21 protein-coding genes are annotated in these 20248 nt (G+C 63.7%); 12 read left to right on the top strand and 9 right to left on the bottom strand.

The annotated features are described in order from the left end of the window. Positions 1–28: 28 nt before the first annotated feature. Complete coding sequence (fmt, locus tag SALLO_RS0100500) at positions 29–952, top strand: methionyl-tRNA formyltransferase (protein WP_022834377.1); 924 nt, start codon at positions 29–31, stop codon at positions 950–952. Positions 953–956: 4 nt separating this feature from the next. Here the strand turns inward: fmt and SALLO_RS18025 are convergent, their stop codons facing one another. The 3 genes from SALLO_RS18025 to tsaE all read right to left on the bottom strand — a co-directional run bounded on the left by SALLO_RS18025 (position 957) and on the right by tsaE (position 2561). Further along, a complete protein-coding gene (locus SALLO_RS18025) occupies positions 957–1118 on the bottom strand; it encodes a DUF2256 domain-containing protein (protein ID WP_022834378.1) in 162 nt (53 codons plus the stop codon). A 159-nt stretch (positions 1119–1277) separates the two neighbouring features. Continuing rightward, positions 1278–2030, bottom strand: a complete 753-nt coding sequence (locus SALLO_RS0100510) for a sporulation protein (RefSeq protein ID WP_022834379.1) — start codon at positions 2028–2030, stop codon at positions 1278–1280. A gap of 75 nt (positions 2031–2105) precedes the next feature. Further along, positions 2106–2561 (bottom strand): tRNA (adenosine(37)-N6)-threonylcarbamoyltransferase complex ATPase subunit type 1 TsaE, encoded by a 456-nt coding sequence (gene tsaE, locus SALLO_RS0100515; protein WP_022834380.1) that lies wholly within the window; start codon positions 2559–2561, stop codon positions 2106–2108. A 74-nt stretch (positions 2562–2635) separates the two neighbouring features. Here tsaE and SALLO_RS18340 point away from each other — a divergent pair, with 74 nt between their 5' ends. The 9 genes from SALLO_RS18340 (at position 2636) to SALLO_RS0100560 (ending at position 12484) form a co-directional block, all read left to right on the top strand. Next, the gene (locus SALLO_RS18340) at positions 2636–3043 is read left to right on the top strand and encodes a hypothetical protein (RefSeq protein ID WP_157621108.1); all 408 of its coding nucleotides are present in this window, start codon (positions 2636–2638) and stop codon (positions 3041–3043) included. A gap of 103 nt (positions 3044–3146) precedes the next feature. Continuing rightward, a complete protein-coding gene (locus SALLO_RS0100525) occupies positions 3147–4484 on the top strand; it encodes an ABC transporter permease (protein ID WP_022834382.1) in 1338 nt (445 codons plus the stop codon). A 325-nt stretch (positions 4485–4809) separates the two neighbouring features. Continuing rightward, on the top strand, positions 4810–6198 hold the full coding sequence (locus tag SALLO_RS0100530; protein WP_022834383.1) for a UDP-glucose dehydrogenase family protein: 1389 nt from the start codon (positions 4810–4812) through the stop codon (positions 6196–6198). Between the two features lie 57 nt (positions 6199–6255). Further along, positions 6256–7224 carry a UDP-glucuronic acid decarboxylase family protein gene (locus SALLO_RS0100535; protein ID WP_022834384.1) on the top strand — a complete coding sequence of 323 codons (969 nt, stop codon included), beginning with the start codon at positions 6256–6258 and terminating at the stop codon, positions 7222–7224. Positions 7225–7269: 45 nt separating this feature from the next. After that, complete coding sequence (gene cysD, locus SALLO_RS0100540) at positions 7270–8181, top strand: sulfate adenylyltransferase subunit CysD (protein ID WP_022834385.1); 912 nt, start codon at positions 7270–7272, stop codon at positions 8179–8181. Between the two features lie 80 nt (positions 8182–8261). Further along, entirely contained in the window at positions 8262–10145 is a 1884-nt protein-coding gene (cysN, locus tag SALLO_RS0100545; RefSeq protein ID WP_022834386.1) for a sulfate adenylyltransferase subunit CysN, read from the top strand. 154 nt (positions 10146–10299) lie between these two features. After that, positions 10300–11148, top strand: coding sequence for an MBL fold metallo-hydrolase (locus SALLO_RS14250; RefSeq protein ID WP_022834387.1), 849 nt, complete (start codon positions 10300–10302; stop codon positions 11146–11148). Between the two features lie 87 nt (positions 11149–11235). Beyond that, positions 11236–11838, top strand: coding sequence for a hypothetical protein (locus SALLO_RS0100555; RefSeq protein WP_022834388.1), 603 nt, complete (start codon positions 11236–11238; stop codon positions 11836–11838). 88 nt (positions 11839–11926) lie between these two features. Further along, complete coding sequence (locus SALLO_RS0100560; RefSeq protein ID WP_022834389.1) at positions 11927–12484, top strand: inorganic diphosphatase; 558 nt, start codon at positions 11927–11929, stop codon at positions 12482–12484. A gap of 95 nt (positions 12485–12579) precedes the next feature. Here SALLO_RS0100560 and SALLO_RS0100565 read toward each other — a convergent pair whose 3' ends face one another. From SALLO_RS0100565 to SALLO_RS0100590, 6 genes are all read right to left on the bottom strand, one after another. Then, on the bottom strand, positions 12580–15057 hold the full coding sequence (locus SALLO_RS0100565; protein ID WP_022834390.1) for a heavy metal translocating P-type ATPase: 2478 nt from the start codon (positions 15055–15057) through the stop codon (positions 12580–12582). A 5-nt stretch (positions 15058–15062) separates the two neighbouring features. Beyond that, complete coding sequence (locus SALLO_RS0100570; RefSeq protein WP_022834391.1) at positions 15063–15482, bottom strand: MerR family transcriptional regulator; 420 nt, start codon at positions 15480–15482, stop codon at positions 15063–15065. A gap of 11 nt (positions 15483–15493) precedes the next feature. Next, a complete protein-coding gene (locus SALLO_RS0100575; protein ID WP_022834392.1) occupies positions 15494–15763 on the bottom strand; it encodes a hypothetical protein in 270 nt (89 codons plus the stop codon). A gap of 301 nt (positions 15764–16064) precedes the next feature. After that, positions 16065–16913: a methyltransferase domain-containing protein gene (locus tag SALLO_RS0100580; protein ID WP_022834393.1), complete on the bottom strand. Its 849-nt coding sequence runs from the start codon at positions 16911–16913 to the stop codon at positions 16065–16067. A 5-nt stretch (positions 16914–16918) separates the two neighbouring features. Further along, positions 16919–17596, bottom strand: a complete 678-nt coding sequence (locus tag SALLO_RS0100585; RefSeq protein ID WP_022834394.1) for a DUF4396 domain-containing protein — start codon at positions 17594–17596, stop codon at positions 16919–16921. 140 nt (positions 17597–17736) lie between these two features. Beyond that, complete coding sequence (locus SALLO_RS0100590) at positions 17737–18390, bottom strand: 7-carboxy-7-deazaguanine synthase QueE (protein WP_228702748.1); 654 nt, start codon at positions 18388–18390, stop codon at positions 17737–17739. 185 nt (positions 18391–18575) lie between these two features. Between SALLO_RS0100590 and SALLO_RS0100595 the strand changes: the two genes are divergently transcribed. Further along, positions 18576–18896: a DUF4359 domain-containing protein gene (locus SALLO_RS0100595; RefSeq protein WP_028566740.1), complete on the top strand. Its 321-nt coding sequence runs from the start codon at positions 18576–18578 to the stop codon at positions 18894–18896. Between the two features lie 31 nt (positions 18897–18927). Next, positions 18928–20226 (top strand): serine hydroxymethyltransferase, encoded by a 1299-nt coding sequence (gene glyA / locus SALLO_RS0100600; RefSeq protein ID WP_022834397.1) that lies wholly within the window; start codon positions 18928–18930, stop codon positions 20224–20226. The last annotated feature ends 22 nt before the right edge of the window (positions 20227–20248 follow it).

Below are 20248 nucleotides of genomic sequence, written 5' to 3' on the forward strand. Positions count from 1 at the left end.
ACACTCTTCTCATCCATTGCCTGCTGCCATGCGTATTGTGTTCATGGGCACCCCCGAGTTTGCGGTGCCATCGCTTCGCGCCCTCATCGCCCACGATTATCCGCCCGTAGCGGTCGTCACCGGCCCCGATCGGCCGCGCGGCCGGGGGCAGCGCGTAACGCCCACCCCGGTGAAGGCCGTGGCCCAAGAGGCAGGCATCGCCCCCATTTTGCAGCCAGATTCGGTGCGCGACGCGTCGTTTGCCGATGCGGTGGCCGCGCTGTCGCCCGACGTGATTGTGGTGGTGGCCTTCAAGATTTTGCCGCCGGCGGTGTACGAGACCGCAGCCCAGGGTGCCTTCAACCTGCACGGCTCGTTGCTGCCCAAGTACCGCGGCGCGGCGCCGATCAACTGGGCCGTGATGAATGGCGAGACGGAAACCGGGGTGACCACGTTCTTCCTTCAGAAGCAAGTGGACACCGGGCAGATCATCTTGCGCAAGTCGATGCCCATTGGCCCCAACGAAACCGCGGGCGACGTGCACGACCGCATGATGCACCTGGGCGCCGAGGCGGTGGTTGAGACGGTGCAGCACATTGAAGCCGGCACGGTCGATCCGCAGCCGCAAGACGACAGCAAGGCAACGCCCGCCCCCAAAATCTTTCCCGACGACTGCGCCATTCCGTGGGGGCGCACCGCGTCCGACGTGCACAACCACATCCGCGGGCTGTCGCCGTATCCGGGCGCGTGGACGATGCACGGCGACACGCGGCTGAAGGTGTACCGGGCCCGCGTGGCGTCGGGGCAGGGCGAGCCGGGGACGGTGCTCTCGGCCGGCGAACAGCTCGTGGTGGCTTGCGACACCGGCGCGGTGGCCCTCACTGAGCTGCAGCAGCCCGGCAAGCAGCGGCACAAGGCCACGGATTTCCTGAACGGCTACGACATTGCCGCGGGCGACGTGCTGACCACGTAAGGGCTCACGCGTCGTGTGACCGGTGTTTGTTGCGACGGCAGCGCTCGCTGCAGTACTTCACGTGCTCCCAGTCGTCGGCCCACTTCTTCCGCCACTTGAACGGCCGCCCGCAGACCGGGCAGACCTTCTCGGGCAGGTCGCGCTTTTTGCGCATCTTGTTGCTCATGGCTAGGCTGTGTTTGAAACATTGACGTGAGCGCGCGCCCGTGGGGGACGCCGAAGGTGCACGGCGCTCTAGGCAGCAGTAGCGGGCCTACAGCGCTGCAGGGCAACGCAGCAGCAGCGGCTGCCCAACCAGGCGCGGTCCGCGGGGGGCAGATACAGCCTAAAGCGCCTGCTGAATGGCCGATTCGAGATGCGAGCGGGCCTCGCGGGCGTCGGCGGTGCGAAGCGTAAACCCGGTTTTGTGCTCGTCGCTGTCGAAGGCTTCCGATAAGAAGCCGCCGCGTCGGTCCACTTCCACAAATACCTGCAGGCTGTTGGCCGAAGGCGCGAAGATGAACTCCACCTCGTCGAGCCTACCGGCAAACGTGCTGCCGCGGCTGGGCCGAAACGTAAACTCCTGCACAAACGAGCGTCCGCTGACGTAGCGGCTGTAGGGGTCAGCTTCGCAATCGGCCTTTCGGAAGGCAAGCCCCAGCGCCTCGGCGCCGTCGAATACGGCCTGCATGGTGGGCGTAGGCTGCACCGTGAGCGGATCCTTGTCCGACGGATCGATGGCCATGGGAACCTCCAGGTCCGTTTCGACCCATACGCGGGCGTCGCCCATGGTGAGCGGCGTGTGGTGCGGAATCTCGATTTCCGCCGAGAGGGTCTTGTCCATGCCCGGCGTGATGGTAAAGCCGTCGGTTAGGCGATAAGTGGCCAGGGTGGCATCCACATACGCCTCCCCGTCGCCCACTTCATCACGGTAGCGCGTTTCGAGTTCCAGCTCGATGTAGTGGACCTCCTGCTCGGCATTGCCGCCCTTGATGTGAATCGCCGCATCGACGACATCCCCTGGACGCACGGTGGTAGAGGATAATACGGTGTCGACCGTAGCGTTGCCAATTCCGATAGAGGCGAGGAGTTTTTTCATAGCGCGTGGGCTACGTGTTGGGGTTGTGTGAATGGGCACAAGGAAACGTGTCCATCCGAGGCAATGGTTCCGTGCTTAATCATCTGATGTTTTGCGGCCCCATTCGAACCGGCGGGTGGAAGGGCCTTCGTGGCTGAGAGAGAGCCACACGGCATCAGGCGGCAGCAGCGAAGCCACGCGCTCGGGCCACTCGATGACGCAGAGGCCGTCGCCGTCGAGGTAGGAGGCAAAGCCCAGTTCCTCAAACGCTGCGGGCGTGCCCATGCGGTACGCATCGAAATGATGGAGCGGGCGCGTGCCCTCGGTGTAGGAGTGCACGATGGTGAAGGTGGGGCTTCGGACGGTCGTCGGGTCGATGCCCAGGGCTTCGGCGAGTCCCTTTACAAGATGCGTTTTGCCCGTGCCCAAGTCGCCGGACAGTGCCAGGACGGTGCCGGGGGGAAGCGCCTCAGCCAACCGGTGCGCCAGGGCGCGGGTGTCTGCGAGACTGTGGCTGGTGTAGGGAAAGAGGCGACGTACGGAGGCGGCCATTGCTTAGCAGGAGATACAAAAAGAAACTGATGCGTCGGTAAGAAAGAAATCCATCGCCCAATCATTTTCCAAAAATGGCGACGGTGCCCGCGGTGCGGCGGCGCTTTACATCGGCTAAGGCCTTTCTGAAAGATAATGTGGGCCGCGGGCCGGTTGTGCACGCTTCTTGCTCTTTCAGAAGCACAGTTATTACCAACACCGATTGCGTGTGGACCGATATGTCGTTGACCGATGAATTCTTTGATACTGGGGGTGAAGTTGTCGCCATAGCCGGCGTGCAGCACCTGCGTGTGCGTGCAGAGGCCGTTGATCACCGCCGCGCCCAACACGTCATCTACGACGTGCATCCGCTGGGGACCGTGTATGTGTTTGAAACCAGTCGGGGCATCGAGCTTGGATGCGTTGCAACGAAGAAGGACTGGCTGTGCTTCCAGATGAAGCACCTTCCGGTACTGCGGGGCAATGCTGCGGTTGCCGCGTAGAATACAAGGGGCCGAAAACGTGCGGCGCCCGGTTGTGCAACGCAGCCCGGCACGGCTCGTATGACGCCCGCATGTGTTTTCCTACGAACGGGTACCGGTTGCAATGCGCATCGTTGACCTTTGTCGCCTGGCCTGGAACAGCATCGGCCGGAATGCGACGCGGAGCGCCCTCACAGGGATTGGGGTAGCCATTGCGGTGGCTGCCCTTTTTGCGTTGTTGTCGTACGGTGCCGGATTGCAGCAGGTGGCGCGCAGCGAGTACAATGCGCTGCAGCTCTACAACACGCTACGGGTAACCACGCACTACATCCCGTCGCTCACATCGCCCCGTGAGGCGATGAGCGCCCCGCAAGAGCCCGTGCCGCTCACCGATAGTTTGGTGCAAGCCATTGAGGCTGTGTCCGGCGTGCGGGCCGCGTATCCGGAAGTGACGTTTCCGGCGACGGTCGATGCCAACGGGCAGCGGCTGCCGGTTGCTGGGGAAGCCATCCCGCAAACGTTTCAGTCGATCGCGGCCTATCAGCCCATAAGCGGCCGGTTTTTTTCGTCAAGCAATGCCGCAGAAGTGCTGCTGAGCCCGTCGGTTGCGCGGCGGCTGGGCTTCACGCCGGCCGCGTCCGTTGTGGGCGATACCATTCAGCTCTCCACCGCTTCCCTCAACTTCGACCGCCTCACAAGCATGGCGGCGGTGTTCAGCCGCGGGATTGCTGCGCTGCCGATGGGGCGGCGGGTGTACGATGTGCGCGTCGCGGGCTTACTTCCGCAGGCGCAACAGCCGCTCTCGGGCCTCACGCGGGTGCTACTGCCGCTGGGCTTTGCAAAGAGCCTGAAGAAGATCAGCTTTTTTTCCACGATGGATCTCATCTTTCGCAACGCCGAAACCCAAGAGGGCTACCAGGCCGTACGCGTGCAACTTGCCGAGGGCACCCGGCATGACGCCGTCACGCAGCGCATTGAGGCCATGGGCGTGTATGTGACGAGCTTTCGGGATCAGTTTGGGCGCGTAGAGCAGCTCTTTCTTGTGCTCGACCTGGCGCTGGGCATCATTGGCGGTATTGCGCTGATTGTGGCGGTTATTGGCATTGCCAACACGATCATGATGAACATCCGCGAGCGGTATCCCGAAATTGGCGTGATGATGGCGGTGGGAGGCGATGCGCGCGATTTGCGGCGGCTGTTTGTGGCGGAGAGCGGACTGCTTGGCATGCTGGGCGCCACCGCGGGGTTGCTGTTGGGCTTTGGGGTGGTGGAAGGGATTGACGCGGTCTTGGCGTTTTATTTGCAGCGTATGGGCCTTCCGCTGATTGAGGTGTTTGCGCATCCATGGCCCCTGCTGCTTGGGATTTGGGGCGGGGCCGTGCTTATCAGCGTGCTGGCCGGCTGGGCCCCCGCCCGGCGCGCGTCGCGCATCGAACCGGTGAGTGCGCTTCGGAGCGTGTAAGCCGGCGTGCAAAGATTTTCGTAAAACAAAAGGATGGGCGAACAAGCACCGCCCATCGTGCAACCTTGGTTACAATGTTCCTATACGCGGTATCACTAGCACGGGGGGCTCATGCAACGTTACAACGTGCGCACCGGCGCATGCACCATCATTTCGTGAACGGAATACGCCAAAAGTGGTAGCACGATGCGCCATCGCACAGTCGTCGGTTATGCTCTGCGATGGGTATGCTGTGTCCGTGTCGGTGCGTTGCTGTACCACAAAGCGCTCACGACACGCTCCCGCGTGTTGATTTACTCCTTCGGAAGAACATCCTGACCTCCTCATGAACATTACGATTATTGGGACCGGCTATGTGGGCCTGGTCTCTGGCACGTGCTTCGCCGAAATGGGCAACACCGTGACCTGCGTAGACATCGACGACGCAAAAGTCGAGAAGCTGCGCGCCGGTACGCTCCCTATCTACGAACCCGACCTGGAGCACTACTTTGCGCGCAACCGCAAAGAAGGACGGCTGCACTTCACCACCGACCTGCGCGCCGGAATCGCCGACAGCGACGTGATCTTTATGGCCCTGCCCACGCCTCCTGGGGCCGACGGCGAGGCCGACCTGTCGTACGTCTTGGGTGCCGCCGGCGACGTAGCCGATCTGCTGCGGGCCGAAGACGATGCGGACTATCGCATCATCGTGAACAAGAGCACCGTGCCGGTGGGTACGGCGGATAAGGTACGCGACGTGATGACGGAGCGCGGCCTGGTACCGGGCACCGATTTCGACGTGGTGTCGAATCCGGAATTCCTGCGCGAGGGCGCGGCCGTCGATGACTTCATGAAGCCCGACCGCGTCGTCATTGGTACGTCGAGCGACCGCGCGGCCGAGATTATGGAGCGCCTCTACGAACCGTTCGTGCGGCAGGGCAATCCCATCCTGGTGGTGGACGAGCGCTCGGCCGAGATGATCAAGTACGCGGCCAATTCCATCCTGGCAACGCGCATCTCGTTCATGAACGAGATCGCCAACCTGTGCGAGAAGGTGGGGGCGAACGTGGACAAGGTGCGCCTCGGGATTAGCAAAGACCATCGCATTGGGCGACACTTCCTGTACTCGGGCATTGGCTTTGGCGGGAGCTGCTTCCCGAAGGATGTGCAGGCGCTGGCCCGCACCGGCGCGCAGAACGACTACAACTTTCAGATCCTCAACGCGGTGCTCGACGTGAACGACGCCCAGCGCCGCCTCATGGTGGATCGCCTCGACGACTACTTCGATGGCGACCTAGCAGGCAAAACCATCGCCCTGTGGGGCCTGGCGTTCAAGCCCAACACCGATGACATTCGGGAAGCGCCCGCACACGTTATCATCGAAGGACTGCTGGAGCGCGGCGCCAACGTTGTGGCGTTCGACCCGGAGGCCATCGAGACCACGCGCGAGGTGTTTGGCGATGCCATCACCTACGCCGACAGCATGTACGACGCCCTGCCCGATGCCGACGCCCTCGTCATCTGCACCGAGTGGCACGAGTTCCGCCGCCCGGATCTTGGCAAGGTGCGCGACCTGCTGAAGGCACCGCTCATCTTCGACGGCCGCAATGTGTTCGAGCCGCAGCGCATGGCCAACATGGGCTTTGCCTACTACAGCATTGGCCGCCCGCACGTGGCGCCGCAGCAAGATGACGAAGCGATCGAGGCCGCGCTTGCCACCAACGGGCAGGCCTAGCAGCGGTCGCCAGGCTGCGGCCTGTCGCGTTTTCTTTCCTTTTCGGATTTCGGATCTATGCCACGTACACTCATCACCGGGGGGGCTGGCTTCCTCGGCTCGCATCTGTGCGACCGGTTCATCGCGGAGGGCCACGAGGTCCTCTGCATGGACAACCTGATCACGGGCAACCCGGACAACATCGCGCACCTTTTTGAGCGCGATGACGAACGGTTTACCTTCATCAAGCACGACGTCACCAACTACATCCACGTAGGCGGCGACCTCGATTACGTGCTGCACTTTGCCAGCCCGGCCTCGCCCATCGACTACCTGAAGCTCCCCATCCAAACGCTAAAGGTGGGGGCGCTGGGCACGCACAAGGCGCTGGGACTGGCCAAAGCCAAGAACGCGCGCTTTTTGCTCGCCTCAACCAGCGAGGTGTACGGCGATCCGCAAACGCACCCGCAGAAGGAAACGTACTGGGGCAACGTCAACCCTATCGGGCCGCGGGGCGTGTACGACGAGGCCAAGCGCTTTGCCGAGGCCATCACCATGGCCTACAACCGGTACCACGGCGTAGAGACGCGCATCGTGCGCATCTTTAACACCTACGGCCCGCGCATGCGCATCGACGATGGCCGCGCGCTGCCCACCTTTATGAGCCAGGCCCTGCGGGGCGATCCGCTCACGGTGTATGGCGATGGTAGCCAAACGCGTTCGTTTCAGTACGTGGACGATCTCGTGGAGGGGATTTACCGCCTGCTGATGAGCTCCGTCGAAGAGCCTGTCAACATTGGCAACCCCGACGAGATTACGATCAAGGAGTTTGCGGAAGAGATCATCCGGCTGACGGGATCGTCCAGCACCATCACGTACGAGGAGCTGCCCAAGGACGACCCGCAGGTGCGCCAGCCCGACATTACGCGGGCCCGCGAGCGTTTGCAGTGGGCGCCGGCTGTTGACCGCGCCGAAGGGCTAGCGCGCACGCTCGACTACTTCCGCAGTGCCGTGCCAACCAGCGATACCGCATCGGTGTCCTCCTAGGGCACCGTGTCTACCGTTAGCATTTCTCGACAGAACATACCCTCTATGGTTATCGCAGACGATACCTCGAAGCATCTCAAGTGGCTGGAGTCGGAAGCCATCCACGTGATTCGCGAAGCCGAGGCGCAGTTTGAGCGTCCGGTGCTCATGTTTAGCGGCGGGAAGGACTCGCTCCTGCTGGCGTACTTGGCCCGCAAGGCGTTTTACCCGGGCACGGTGCCGTTTCCGTTGCTGCACGTGGACACCGGCCACAACTTCCCCGAGGCCCTCGACTTTCGCGACGACCTCGCCGAGCGATGGGACCTCAACATCATTGTGCGCACCGTGCAGTCGTCCATCGACAAGGGGCGCGTGAAGGAAGAAACCGGCCCCAATGCCAGCCGCAACAAGTTGCAGATCGTGACGCTGCTGGATGCCATCGACGAGTTTAAGTTCGACGTGGCCCTGGGCGGCGCGCGCCGCGATGAGGAGAAGGCGCGCGCAAAGGAACGCTTCTTCTCGCACCGCGACCGCTTTGGGCAGTGGGACCCCAAGAATCAGCGGCCCGAGCTGTGGAACCTGTACAATGGGCGGAGCAACCCCGGCGAGCACTTCCGGGCCTTTCCGCTTAGCAACTGGACGGAGCTCGACGTGTGGCAGTACATCTTGCAGGAGGATCTGGAAATTCCGAGCCTCTACCTGGCGCACCAGCGCGAGATGGTTGAGCGTGACGGCGTCCTCCTGGCCAAGTCGCCCTACATCACGCTGAAGGACGACGAATACTACACCGAGAAGATGGTGCGCTTCCGTACCATTGGCGACATGACGTGCACCGGCGCCGTGGAGTCGACCGCCACAACGCTGGAGGAGGTTGTGGCTGAGGTGGCTACCACCCAGCAGGCCGAGCGCGGCGCGCGTGCTGACGACCAGCGCTCGGAGGCCGCCATGGAAGACCGCAAGCGTCAGGGCTACTTCTAGGGGCTGCCTGCCCTTTTGCGGGCGGCGCCCCAACTGGGCCGAATCATTGCTTCCACCCATTGTCACCTTCCCTTTTCTTTATGGACGTTCTTCGCTTTACAACCGCCGGTAGCGTAGATGACGGCAAGAGCACGCTCATTGGCCGGCTGCTCTACGATACCCAGCAAATTTTTGAGGATAAGCTCGACGAGATTCAGCGCAACACGCAGCGCGAGGATGAGGAGCTGGAGCTTGCGCTTCTCACCGACGGCTTGCGCGCCGAGCGGGAGCAGGGCATTACGATTGACGTGGCCTACCGCTACTTCTCGACGCCCAAGCGCAAGTTCATCATTGCCGACACGCCGGGCCACGAGCAGTACACGCGCAACATGGTCACCGGCGCCTCTACCGCCGAGCTGGCCATCGAGCTGATTGACGCACGCAAGGGCGTGCTGCAGCAGTCGAAGCGCCACGGATTCATCGCCTCGCTCCTCCAAATTCCGCACATGATTGTGTGCGTGAATAAGATGGACCTGGTGGACTACGACGAGCAGGTGTTTCGCGATATCGTGGCCGAGTACGAAGCGTTTGCCACGCAGCTGGACATGGACGACATCACGTTCATTCCGGTGTCGGCCCTGCGCGGCGACAACGTCGTCAACAAGTCCGACCGCACGCCGTGGTACGACGGCGCGACGCTCCTGCACCGCCTGGAGACGGTAAAAACGCATGCGAGCCGCAATCAGGTGGACTTCCGCTTTCCGGTGCAGAACGTCATCCGGCCGCACCAGGACTTCCGCGGCTTTGGGGGGCAGGTGGCCTCTGGCAAGATTCGCCCCGGCGAAGAAGTCGTCATTCTGCCGTCGAACCTCACGTCGCACGTTGACTCGATTGTGACGCTGGCCGGTGAGCAGGAAGAAGCCGGGCCGGGCGATTCGGTGGTGATCTCGCTGACCGACGAGATTGATGTGAGCCGTGGGTCCATGATTGTGCGCAGCCGGAACCGTCCGGAGGCCACGCGCAACATCGACGCCGACCTCTGCTGGATGAGCGAGGAGCCGATGCGCACCGACCGGCCCTACATCATTCAGCACACCACGCGCCGCACGCAGGCGTTTGCATCGAAGCTGGTGTACCGCCTCAACGTCGATACGCTGCACCGCGAAGAGGCCGACACGTTCAAGCTCAACGAGATTGGCCGGGTAGAGCTCGAAACCGCCGATCCGTTGTTCATTGATCCCTACAAGATCAACCGGTCGACGGGCAACTTCATTCTCATCGACCCAGACACCAACGCAACGGTGGCTGCTGGCATGATTCGCGGCAAGGCCGAAAACGTAGCGCCCTTCGGCGAGCAGACCGAGCAGGTTGAAGAGCCGATGGTGTCGCCGAACGTGGTGTGGGAAGGCCTCAACATTCCGCGGGAAACGCGCGAGGAGCGCAACGGCCATAAGGCCGCTGTGCTGTGGCTTACCGGGCTCTCGGGCGCCGGCAAGTCGACCATTGCGCGGGCCCTCGAAGAGCGGCTGTTTGCCCGCGGCGCGCACACCATGCTGTTGGATGGCGACAATGTGCGCCACGGCCTGTGCGGCGACCTGGGCTTCACCGCCCGCGACCGCGAAGAAAACATCCGCCGCGTTGGCGAAGTTGCGCGTCTCTTCTTTGAGCAGGGCACCCTCACGCTGTGCACTTTTGTGTCGCCCTACCGCGAGGATCGCGACCGGGCCCGTCAGCTCATCGCCGAGGGTCGCTTCTTTGAGGTGCACGTCGACTGCGACATCGAGGTGTGCAAGGAGCGCGATCCGAAGGGGCTGTACGAGAAAGCCGAGAGTGGTGAGATCACCAACTTTACCGGGATCTCGGCGCCGTACGAAGCGCCCGAAGATCCGGAGATTGTGGTGCACACCGATACCGACGACGTGGAGACGTGCGTCGATCAGATCATGGAGGCGCTGGAAGCAGCCGAGATACTGCAGGCCCGCTAGCCCCGTCCTCGTCATCGGCGAAGTAGTCAGGGCGCGTCGGCAACACCGGCGCGCCCTGTTGTTTTACGAAGGGCAAGCAGCGTGGCGCCGGATCGACCGCGGGCGGCGGACGTTGGTGCTCCTCGGCGCTTTTTCCTGAAATCGACTGTTCATCATGCACATCACGTGTTGGGGCGTACGGGGCTCCATTGCGGTTCCGAATCCGGCAATGGCGCGGTACGGGGGAAATACGTCGTGCGTGAGTGTTGAGCATGAGGGCGTTGTGCTCATCTTGGACGCCGGCACGGGCATCCGCCCGCTAGGCGCAGCCTTATCGACGCGCGACGTAGAGGTCTTCGTCGCGCTCACCCATCTGCATACCGACCATATTGAGGGCTTTCCGTTCTTTCGCCCGCTCTATGACGCTGCACAAACGGTGCATCTTGTGGATTACCAGTACGATGCCACGGAGTGGTCGCTTACGTCGACCATGGACGGGGTCCACTTTCCGTTGAAAGCATCCGAGATTCCTGCGACCCTGCGACACCATGACGCGCTGCAGGGGGCCCTTGCGCCCCACGGCTGGCATGTGACCACGCAGCGTGTAAACCATCCCGGCGGGGCGTATGGCTACCGGATTACGTGCGACGGCCGCACGCTGGTGTACATCCCCGACAATGAAATTGCCACGCGCCGCGCAGAGGCTACGGTTTCCTTCGATACCCTTGCGTCGTTTTGCCAAGGCGCCGATATTCTCATTCACGACGCGCAGTACACTGATTGCGACATGCCCGATAAGCGCGGGTGGGGGCACAGCTGCCTGAAAGACGTGTGCGAACTGGTGCAGGCGTCCGGCGTCGATCAGGTCGTGCTGTTTCATCATGACCCGGAACGGACGGACGAGGCCATCGACGAGGTGCAGGCCACGGCCCGCGAGTACCTGGCCGATACGCCCGTGACCTGCACCGCGGCGTACGAGGGGTTGTCGTTTGCATTGCACGGCGCACGGTCCGAGAAAATCTAGCAACGGCCCCCCGGGCCGGCGGAACGCCCGAAGGAAAAGCAGTTTCGGATACATCCATTAGTTTTTACATGGATCGAACTTGCTGCTATGCCGCACGCTTTTTATCTCGGCGTCGACGCCCGCGAAGAAACTGCAGGGATCACTGTGCTGTCGAAGGAAACCGACGGCCAAGACGACACCACGGTGCACCTGAACCAGGCGCAATTCATTGAGGAGGCCCCCGAAGCCCTGGCCGACCGCTTGCAGGCGTTCGTGTCGGAGCGGCCGTACATTGGGCGCACCACGCTGGTGGTAAACACCGCAACCGAGCGCGGGGCGGCGGTGCACGAAGCGCTCGGGGCGCTCGGCCTCGATGCCGTCGATGTAACCCTCACCGATGCAACAACCCACACGACGGGCGACGAAAACGCCATGAGCGTGGTGCTGGGCATCGAAGAAGCGCTGGAATCGCTTGCCACGTTGCACCAAGACGGTGCCCTAACCCTGGACGGCCTAAATACCGAGGCCGCCTCCGACCTTGCGCGCTCGCTGCAGCGGTATCTGGATGATCAGGTGACCAACGATGCGCCGGATGGCCCGACATCGTATTCCGCGGCCCTAACGAGCGCGAGCCTCGCGGGCTGGATGGCCTCGGAGCGGACGTTCGATCCCACCGAGCGCCTCAAAACCGATATGCGCTCCGGTGCATAGCGCGCAACGGCAGCTGCTGTATCATGTACAAGGGACGGCGCGTGATGAACGCGTCGTTCTTTTTTTCTTCTAGACCGAAGGCATTGTCATGGCACATCCCTGGTACGACGTTTCAATAGGGCCCGACGCCCCGGATGTTTTCAACGCTCTCATCGAAATTCCGCAGGGCGGCAAGGTGAAGTACGAGCTTGACAAAGCGACCGGCCTGCTGCGCGTAGATCGCATGTTGCATTCATCGGTGGTGTATCCGGCCAACTATGGCTTTTTGCCGCAAACCTACGCCGACGACGGCGACCCGCTGGATGTGCTGGTGCTCGCACAGGAAGAGGTCGATCCGCTGTCCATTCTCCGGGCGCGGCCCATCGGCAAAATGAGCATGCTGGATGACGGGCAGGAGGATGCCAAGATCATTGCGATCCACCTGGATGACCCGGCATTCAACGACTACTGGCACATCAAGGAGCTGCCCGACCACCGCTTGCGCGAACTGAAGCGGTTTTTTCAGGACTACAAAGCGCTGGAAGACAAGACGGTGCGCGTGCAAGACTTCTTTGGTCCAGACCGCGCGAAGGATGTCATCCGCGAGAGCATTGAGCGTTACGACGCAGAGATTCGTCCCACCCTGGACGAGCGCCGCATTCCGTAGCGGCTTACGCAACGGGTGACCCGCTCCCGGCCCGTGCCCCGTACAAAGGCAACACCGAGGAGCGGGCCAGCGCGCATGTGCCTGGGCGCGCCTTTCTACTGCGCCAGCGCGGGCTGAAAGCGCCGCAACCGCAGGGCATTGCCCACGACGAAGAGGTCGGAGAAGACCATGGCGAGGGCGGCCAATGCCGGCGAGAGGAGCACGCCCAGCATCGGGTAGAGCGCGCCCGCCGCTACGGGAATGAGCACGATGTTGTAGGCGAAGGCCCAGAACAGATTCTGCTTGATGTTGCGCAGCGTGGCGCGCGAGAGCGCCGTGGCGTTGGGCACGCCCCGCAGGTCGCCGGCCATGAGCACGATGTCGCCGCTTTCGATGGCCACATCCGTGCCTGTGCCAATGGCAATGCCCACGTCGGCCTGCGCGAGCGCCGGGGCGTCGTTGATGCCGTCACCCACGAAGGCCACCGTTTGTCCGTCGCCCTGGAGCGCCTTTACGGCCGCGGCCTTGTCGGCGGGCAGCACCTCGGCCTGCACGCGGTCGATGCCGAGCTCGCGGGCGATGGCGCGGGCCGTCCGCTCGTCGTCGCCCGTAATCATGGCGACTTCGACGCCCAGCTTGTGGAGCGCCGCCAGCGCGGCGGGCGTCGTGTCCTTCACCGGATCAGCAACCGCGAGGATCGCCGCCAACTGGCCATCTACCGCCACGTACAGCGGCGTCTTGGCTGCATCGGCGAGGGCGTCGGCGCGGTCGGTCTGCTCGTCGGAAAGGGCCACATCCAGCCGCTCCATGAAGCGCGCCGCCCCAATGGCGATCGTGCGCCCGTCGACGGTGGCCTGCACGCCGTAGCCGGGCGTGGCCGCAAAGTCGGCCGCATCGGGCAGATCCAGGTCGTCTGCTTTGGCGCGGGCGATGATCGCCTCGCCGATGGGATGCTCGGACGAGCGCTCGACGGCCGCGGCCCAGCGGAGCACGTCGGCGGCTGCGAACCCGTTCTGCACGATGACGTCCGTCACCTCGGGCTGGCCCTTCGTGAGCGTGCCCGTCTTGTCGAGCGCCACAATGTCGGCGGTGTGCAGGGCCTGCAGCGCCTCGCCCTCGCGGACGTACACGCCCAGCTCGGCGGCGCGCCCGGTGCCCACCATCACCGAGATCGGCGTGGCGATGCCCATGGCGCACGGACAGGCGATGATGAGGACCGACACGGTAGCTACCAGTGCGTACGTCAGCGCGGGCTGCGGGCCGACGAACATCCACACCGCAAACGTGAGCGCGGCAATGCCCAGCACCACCGGCACAAAGATACGCACCACGCGGTCCGCGAGCGACTGGATGGGCGGCTTCGAGCCCTGGGCCTCTTCCACCATCTGCACGATCTGCGAGAGCACCGTTGCGCGCCCCACGCGCGTGGCACGGAAGGTGAAGCTACCGGTCTTGTTGATCGTGCCGCCCACCACCTCGTCGCCCGCGCCTTTCGCGGCCGGGTCGGGCTCGCCCGTCACCATCGACTCGTCGACATACGACGAGCCGTCGATCACTTCGCCGTCGACGGGCACTTTCTCGCCAGGGCGCACGCGGAGGACGTCGCCGGGCTGCACATCGCGCACGTCGATTTCTTCTTCGGCGCCGTCGCGCACCACGCGGGCCGTTTTGGCCTGCAGGTCGAGCAGGCTGCGGATGGCGTGGGTGGCCTGTCCCTTGGCACGCGCCTCCATGTAATTTCCGGCCAGGATAAGCGCGACGATGGTGGCTGCCGCCTCGTAGTACACGTGCACCGTGCCCGCGGGGAGGACGCCGGGCAGAAACGTGGCGACGACCGAGTAGCCGTATGCCGCCGAGGTGCCCAGCATAACGAGCGTGTTCATGTCGGGCGCGCCGTTTTTGAGCGCGGGCCAGCCGTGCTTGTAGAAGTACCAGCCCGGGCCAAACTGCACCACCGTGGTGAGCGCAAACAGCACGTAGTAGAGGTTTTGCGTGCCCAGCGTGCCTTGCAGCCACGCGTGGGCACCGGGGATGAGCATCGCGCCCATCTCCAGCAGAAAAACGGGCACGGCAAAGGCGAGCGCCCAGACGAATCGGCGCTTCATGTTCGACTGCTCGGCGGCGCGGGCCTCTTGCTCGGCATCGGAGCGGTCGGCGTCTGCGTCGGTCTCCAGGATCCCGTAGCCGGCCTGCTCGACGGCCGTGCGAAAGTCCGCGCGCTCCACGAGGCCGGGCACGTAGCGGACGGTAGCGCGCTCCGTGGCGAAGTTTAGGTTGACCGACACCACGCCGTCCAGCCGCTCCAGCGCAGCTTCCACCGTGTTGGCGCACGAGGCGCAGTCCATGCCGCGGATGGGGAGCACGGTCGTTTCCGTGAGCACCTCGTAGCCGGCTTGCTCCACGGTGTCGATGAGTCGGCGCGTGGGGACGGCGCCATTCTCGAACGTGATGCGGGCACGCTCGGTGGCGAGGTTTACGTTCACATCGTCCACGCCCTCCACCGTGCGGAGCGCGTCGTCCACGCGGCCCACGCACGAGGCGCAGTGCATGCCCTGTACCGGAATGGTTTGCTGGTTTTTCTTGGACGTCGCCATAGGGGTTATGCGTCAGATGAAGGCGTTTCGAGGGCGTGCAAAATGGGACAGTCGTCGGTGGAGCCGTGGCCCTTGCACGCGGTGATGAGGTGGTCGAGCGTTTCGGCAATGCGCTGCAAGTCGCGGATTTTGGCCTGCACCTCGTGGCGCTTCGCCTCGGCCGCGGCGCGCACATCGGCCCGATCGGCGGTGGGCGTCGCGCGGAGGGCCAGCAGCTCCTGGATCTCTTCGAGGGTGAAGCCCAGCTCCTGCGCCCGCTTGATAAACCGAATGCGGGTGACGTACGAGGCGTCGTACTGCCGAAAGCCGCCGGCCGAACGCGGGGGTTCGGGAAGGAGCCCCCGGCGCTCGTAGTAGCGCACCGTCTGTACATTGACATCGGCCTGTGCGGCCACGTCGCCGGTGGTGAGGGGGTCGGTAGGCATGTGTTGGGGGGTTAGGAGAGCGGCTGTCCGATGCCTGCTGCGCGGAGGGCGTCGTCGTTGAGGCCGCGCCCTGTGCAGCACGATACAAGCGCGCCGTTAACAGCAACCGCGGGGATGGAGCGCACCCCCAGATCGGCGGCACGTTGGGTGACCGCATCGTCGTGTACGTCGTGCATGCGGATCGTGCAATCGTCGCAGGCCAGGGCGCGCACGCGGGCCTCGGCTGCTTCATACAGCGGGCATTCGGCGCTAAAGAGCGTAATGGTTCGTGGTGTCGTCATCGGCCTGGAGGGACCGTTCAAAATGAATGCAACCCCTCATACGGTCTATAGTCTGGTATAGAGTTTCAACTCTGTTATTCTATTCACTGCTTGTTCACTTCGATAGGGGTGCTTGTAGGGCGCGCGCCGTACCGATCGCGTTAGGCTGTGTTTGAAAAATCAACGTGAGCGCGAGCCCGAGGGGGAAGCCGAAGCTGCAAGGCGTTCGAAGCAGCGGTAGCGGGCCTACAGCGATGCAGAACAACGCAGCAGCAGCGGCTGTCCAACCGGGCGCAGTCCGCGAGGTGTTTTTAAACACAGCCTAGGCAGGCTTCTGCGCCGTGAACAGGCCATAGCGAAAGACGCCGAGGTGAAAAGCCAACCAGAGCCGCAGGGGCGTCAGGGCAAACGATCGGTTCGACCGAGTTGGGTCGAGCAGGTAGCGCCGCACGGCGGGGTCGGTCCACAGCGCCCGGCCCACACGGAACAGCACGATGCGCCACGTACGGCGCACGTGCAGGCTCAGATCGTCCAGCGTGACCGACGTAAAGCCTGCGGCCTGCAGTTCATCGTGGAGGTCTGATGCCGTGGGCAAGCCCGCCAGTTGCCCTTCGCGGCAGATGGGGGCCAGCAGCCACCGCTCTGCCCATGCAGGCGCCTCGTCGGCCGCCATCCAGGCACAGACCACGAGCCGTCCGCCCGGCCGCACCACCCGCGCCGCTTCGCGCAGGGCCCGCGCCGGATCCGCCATGTGGGTGAGGCTTTCGATCATCAGCACCGCGTCGAACGACGCCCCCGGCAGGTCGTTGGCCAGCCAGTCCTGCAGTCGGTACGTGGGTTGCGGCTCCGGTTGCAAGCACGCCCGGGCATAGCGATGCTGTGCTGGAGAGATGGTGAGCGCCGTCACCCGTGCGCCATACGCCTCGGCCAGGTGGCGCGCCGTGGCGCCATATCCGCAGCCCACATCGCAGACGCGATCGTCCGGTTCGAGGCCCGCCTGGGTAGCGACCCGATCCACGAGCTGCTGTACGGCCTGCTCGGGCGACTCGTCGCCCGTCACCCACAGGCCGTGATGCACGTGATCGCCCCAGAGCCCGCGATAAAAACGATCCAGTTCATCATAATGCCGGGCCACCGTACCCGTGGCCACGGGGCGATCGGGGCGAATCATAGGCGTTAGGCCGTTTGCGGCGCGGCGTTGCCGGGCGTGTGTTTCGGATTCATCATGCCTTCCTTCACGCCCCACTTGATGAGCAGCACGTTCACCGGGTAGGCGGCGAAGAGCCCCAGCGAGAGCGAGAAGATGAGCGCGCCCCAGAACAGCGTCTGTCCCATGTGCGCCGATCCGGCCAGGAGCAGGTCGGCTCCGATGGCTACAACCTCCATCACCGTGATGCTTGGCGTCTCCGAGTACAGCGCATCGTTAAAGGCATCGCTGAAGGTCTCGCCCTCCTGCATGAGGGGGCCCATCGTAAGCCCAAAGCCAAACACATAGGCCAGGGAAAACGACGCGAGTGCCACCCACAGGTTGCCCAGCGACAGCAGGCCCACCGTGAGGATGACGCCCAGCACCTCGCCCATGCCGCAGCCCGAGTAGCAGTGGGCGACCGACCGGAAGCCGCGCCGCCAGATGGAATCATGGGCGATCTCTTTTCGTCCGGCATAAAAGTAGATGCCCAGACCGATCGGCCCGGAGTACAGCACCGTGAGTGCCCACACGAACTTCATCATTGGGCTGAGGTGGGCGTTCTTTTGGTGGAGGTCGACAGCCAGCACAAGCAGCGAGAGGCCAACCAGCCCGCCCCAGACGCCGAAGACCACGTTGCTCGAAAGGAATGCCGTGAGTTCGCTCATGGCTTAGCCGCATCAGCTACGCAAAAGACAATTCGCCGGATGAACGATCGGCCGTGGCGGGTCGGTCCACCGCGCGGCGCCCGCTCATGGTATTGTTACGAACAGGCGCAGCGCGTTGGGCGGCCCGCCATCGTGGGGCGTTAGGCTACGTTAAGCACCTTGTGCGTTTGTGTGCTGACGCGCCACGCGGGGTGCGCGAGGGCAAGCGCCACGGCCTGCTCTTGTGCGTCCTGCAACCGCGGCCCGTCCTCGGGCTGAAGCCACAACAGCGGACGCGCCTCGTCGGCCACCGGATGCACGCGCGCCCGCTCGGCAAACGCGGCGTAATCGGCGGGCACGTAATCGGGCACGACGAGCTTGAGCTCATCGAAGTGCTCCAACGACAGTTGCCCTTCCGGAAGCTTGGGGCTGCACGTGATCCAATCGGGCCACGCGCCCTCCTCCAGCGCGTCGGCGAGCGCCACCGTGCCATTGGTTTCCATTGCCACCGTGAAGCCCGCGTCCTGCAGCGCAGCAATGAGGGCGCCATCGGCCTGAAGAAGCGGTTCGCCGCCGGTAAGCACGCAAAAGTCGAGGGCCGGCGCAAGGGTGCGCATCGCCTGCACAACCGCTGCTGGCGTTTCGTAGGTGGTGCTGTCCTGTTTGGTGAAGTTGGTGTCGCACCACAGCGGGCAATCGGCGCCCGTCCGTGCCGCATCGTCGGCCCGCGTATCCTCGTAGCCGCTCCATAGGTTGCACCCCACGAGGCGCACAAAAAGAGCGGGCCGTCCCGCCCAGAATCCTTCGCCTTGCACGGTGCGAAACATTGATTTGATACGGTACGACACGGCAGCGCTCATCCGGTGAAACAAGACAGACGCGTCGTAAAACGGCAGACACCGCCGCATAGGTCCATGGGCCTGCGTAGCAAAAACCTTTCCCCGCACGGCGGGTTTAGCGACCTAGCGTTCGTTAAGTGCTCATCAACGGCCGTTTGCCCATGCGTTCCCTTACCCTAGTGGTGCTTGGCATTGTGCTCGGCATCCTGATCTGGTCGAACCCCACCATGCAGGCGTTCCAGCAGTCGTTTGGGGAGCGCATCACGCAGCAGATTCAAGGCACCCAAGACGATGGCTGGCTGGAGCGTCAGGCGGCAAGGCTCGGCGGCGCGCTCGCGGCCGAGAACATCGACCGGTTTACCACGCGGCGGTCGTACCTGATCGCCAGCACCTACACGGTTGATCTGGACGGCGACAAGACGCCGGAGCTGCGCGCGCTGGGCATCTTCGGACGATTCTTTACGCTCGATGAGCAGTCGTGACGCCCGTTTTCCTGACAGAGTCTTTCCACTTATGAACGAGTTGCAGCTTCAAGATCCGGACGTGTACGCCGCTATCGCCGATGAGGTGGAGCGGCAAAACGACGGGATCGAACTGATCGCCTCAGAGAATTTCGCCTCACGCGCCGTCATCGCGGCTATGGGCACCCCACTCACCAACAAGTATGCCGAGGGCCTGCCGGGCAAGCGCTACTACGGCGGGTGCACGCATGTGGACGTGGTAGAGGAGTTGGCGCGCGACCGGGCGAAAGAATTGTTTGGAGCGGATTGGGTGAACGTTCAGCCGCACTCCGGCGCACAAGCCAACGCCGCGGTGTACCTAAAGGCCCTCCATCCGGGCGACACGCTGCTGGGACTGGACCTAGCCCACGGCGGCCATCTTACGCACGGCAGCCCGGTCAATTTTTCGGGCATCCTCTACAACGCCGAATTTTACGGGGTGGAGGAAGATACCGGGCGCATCGACATGAACAAGGTGCGTGACAAGGCGCGCGCCGTGCAGCCCAAGATGCTATCGATTGGCGCAAGCGCCTACCCGCGCGACTTCGATTACGAAGCGTTCCGCTCGATTGCCGACGAGGTGGGGGCGGTGCTGTGGATGGACATGGCCCACACGGCCGGCCTCATTGCCGCCGGGGTGCTGAACGATCCGTTGCCGCAGGCACACATCGTAACCACGACCACGCACAAGACCTTGCGCGGGCCGCGGGGTGGAATGATCCTGGTGGGCAACGACATCGAGAATCCGTTTGGCATCACCGCTCGCAAGAGCGGCCGGACCAAGCAGTTGGGCGAAGTGCTGGATTCGGGCGTCTTCCCCGGCACGCAGGGCGGTCCGCTCATGCACGTGATTGCAGCCAAGGCGGTGGCCTTTAAAGAGGCCCTGCAACCCGACTTCCGCACCTATGCCCAAAAGGTTGTTGCGAATGCCCAGGCCATGGCCGACGCCCTTGTGGCGCGCGGCTACGATTTGGTATCGGGGGGCACGGACAACCACCTGGTGCTGATTGACCTGCGCAACAAGGATCTTACCGGCAAGGCGGCTGAGGCGGCGCTTGAGGCGGCCGGCATTACGGCAAACAAGAACATGGTGCCGTACGACGACAAGAGTCCGTTTGTGACGAGTGGCCTGCGGTTGGGGACGCCCGCGATGACCACCCGGGGCTTCGACGAAGCGGCGTTCCGGCAGGTGGTGGATCTGATCGACCAGGTGCTGGCCGACCCCTCGAACGAGGACGTGCAGCAGCGCGTGCGAGGCGAGGTGCGCGAGCTGTGCAAGCGCTTCCCGCTTTACGATTTTGTCGTGGCCTAACCCGGAACGCACGCCGCTTCTC

Source organism: Salisaeta longa DSM 21114 (assembly GCF_000419585.1).
Classification (GTDB): domain Bacteria; phylum Bacteroidota; class Rhodothermia; order Rhodothermales; family Salinibacteraceae; genus Salisaeta; species Salisaeta longa.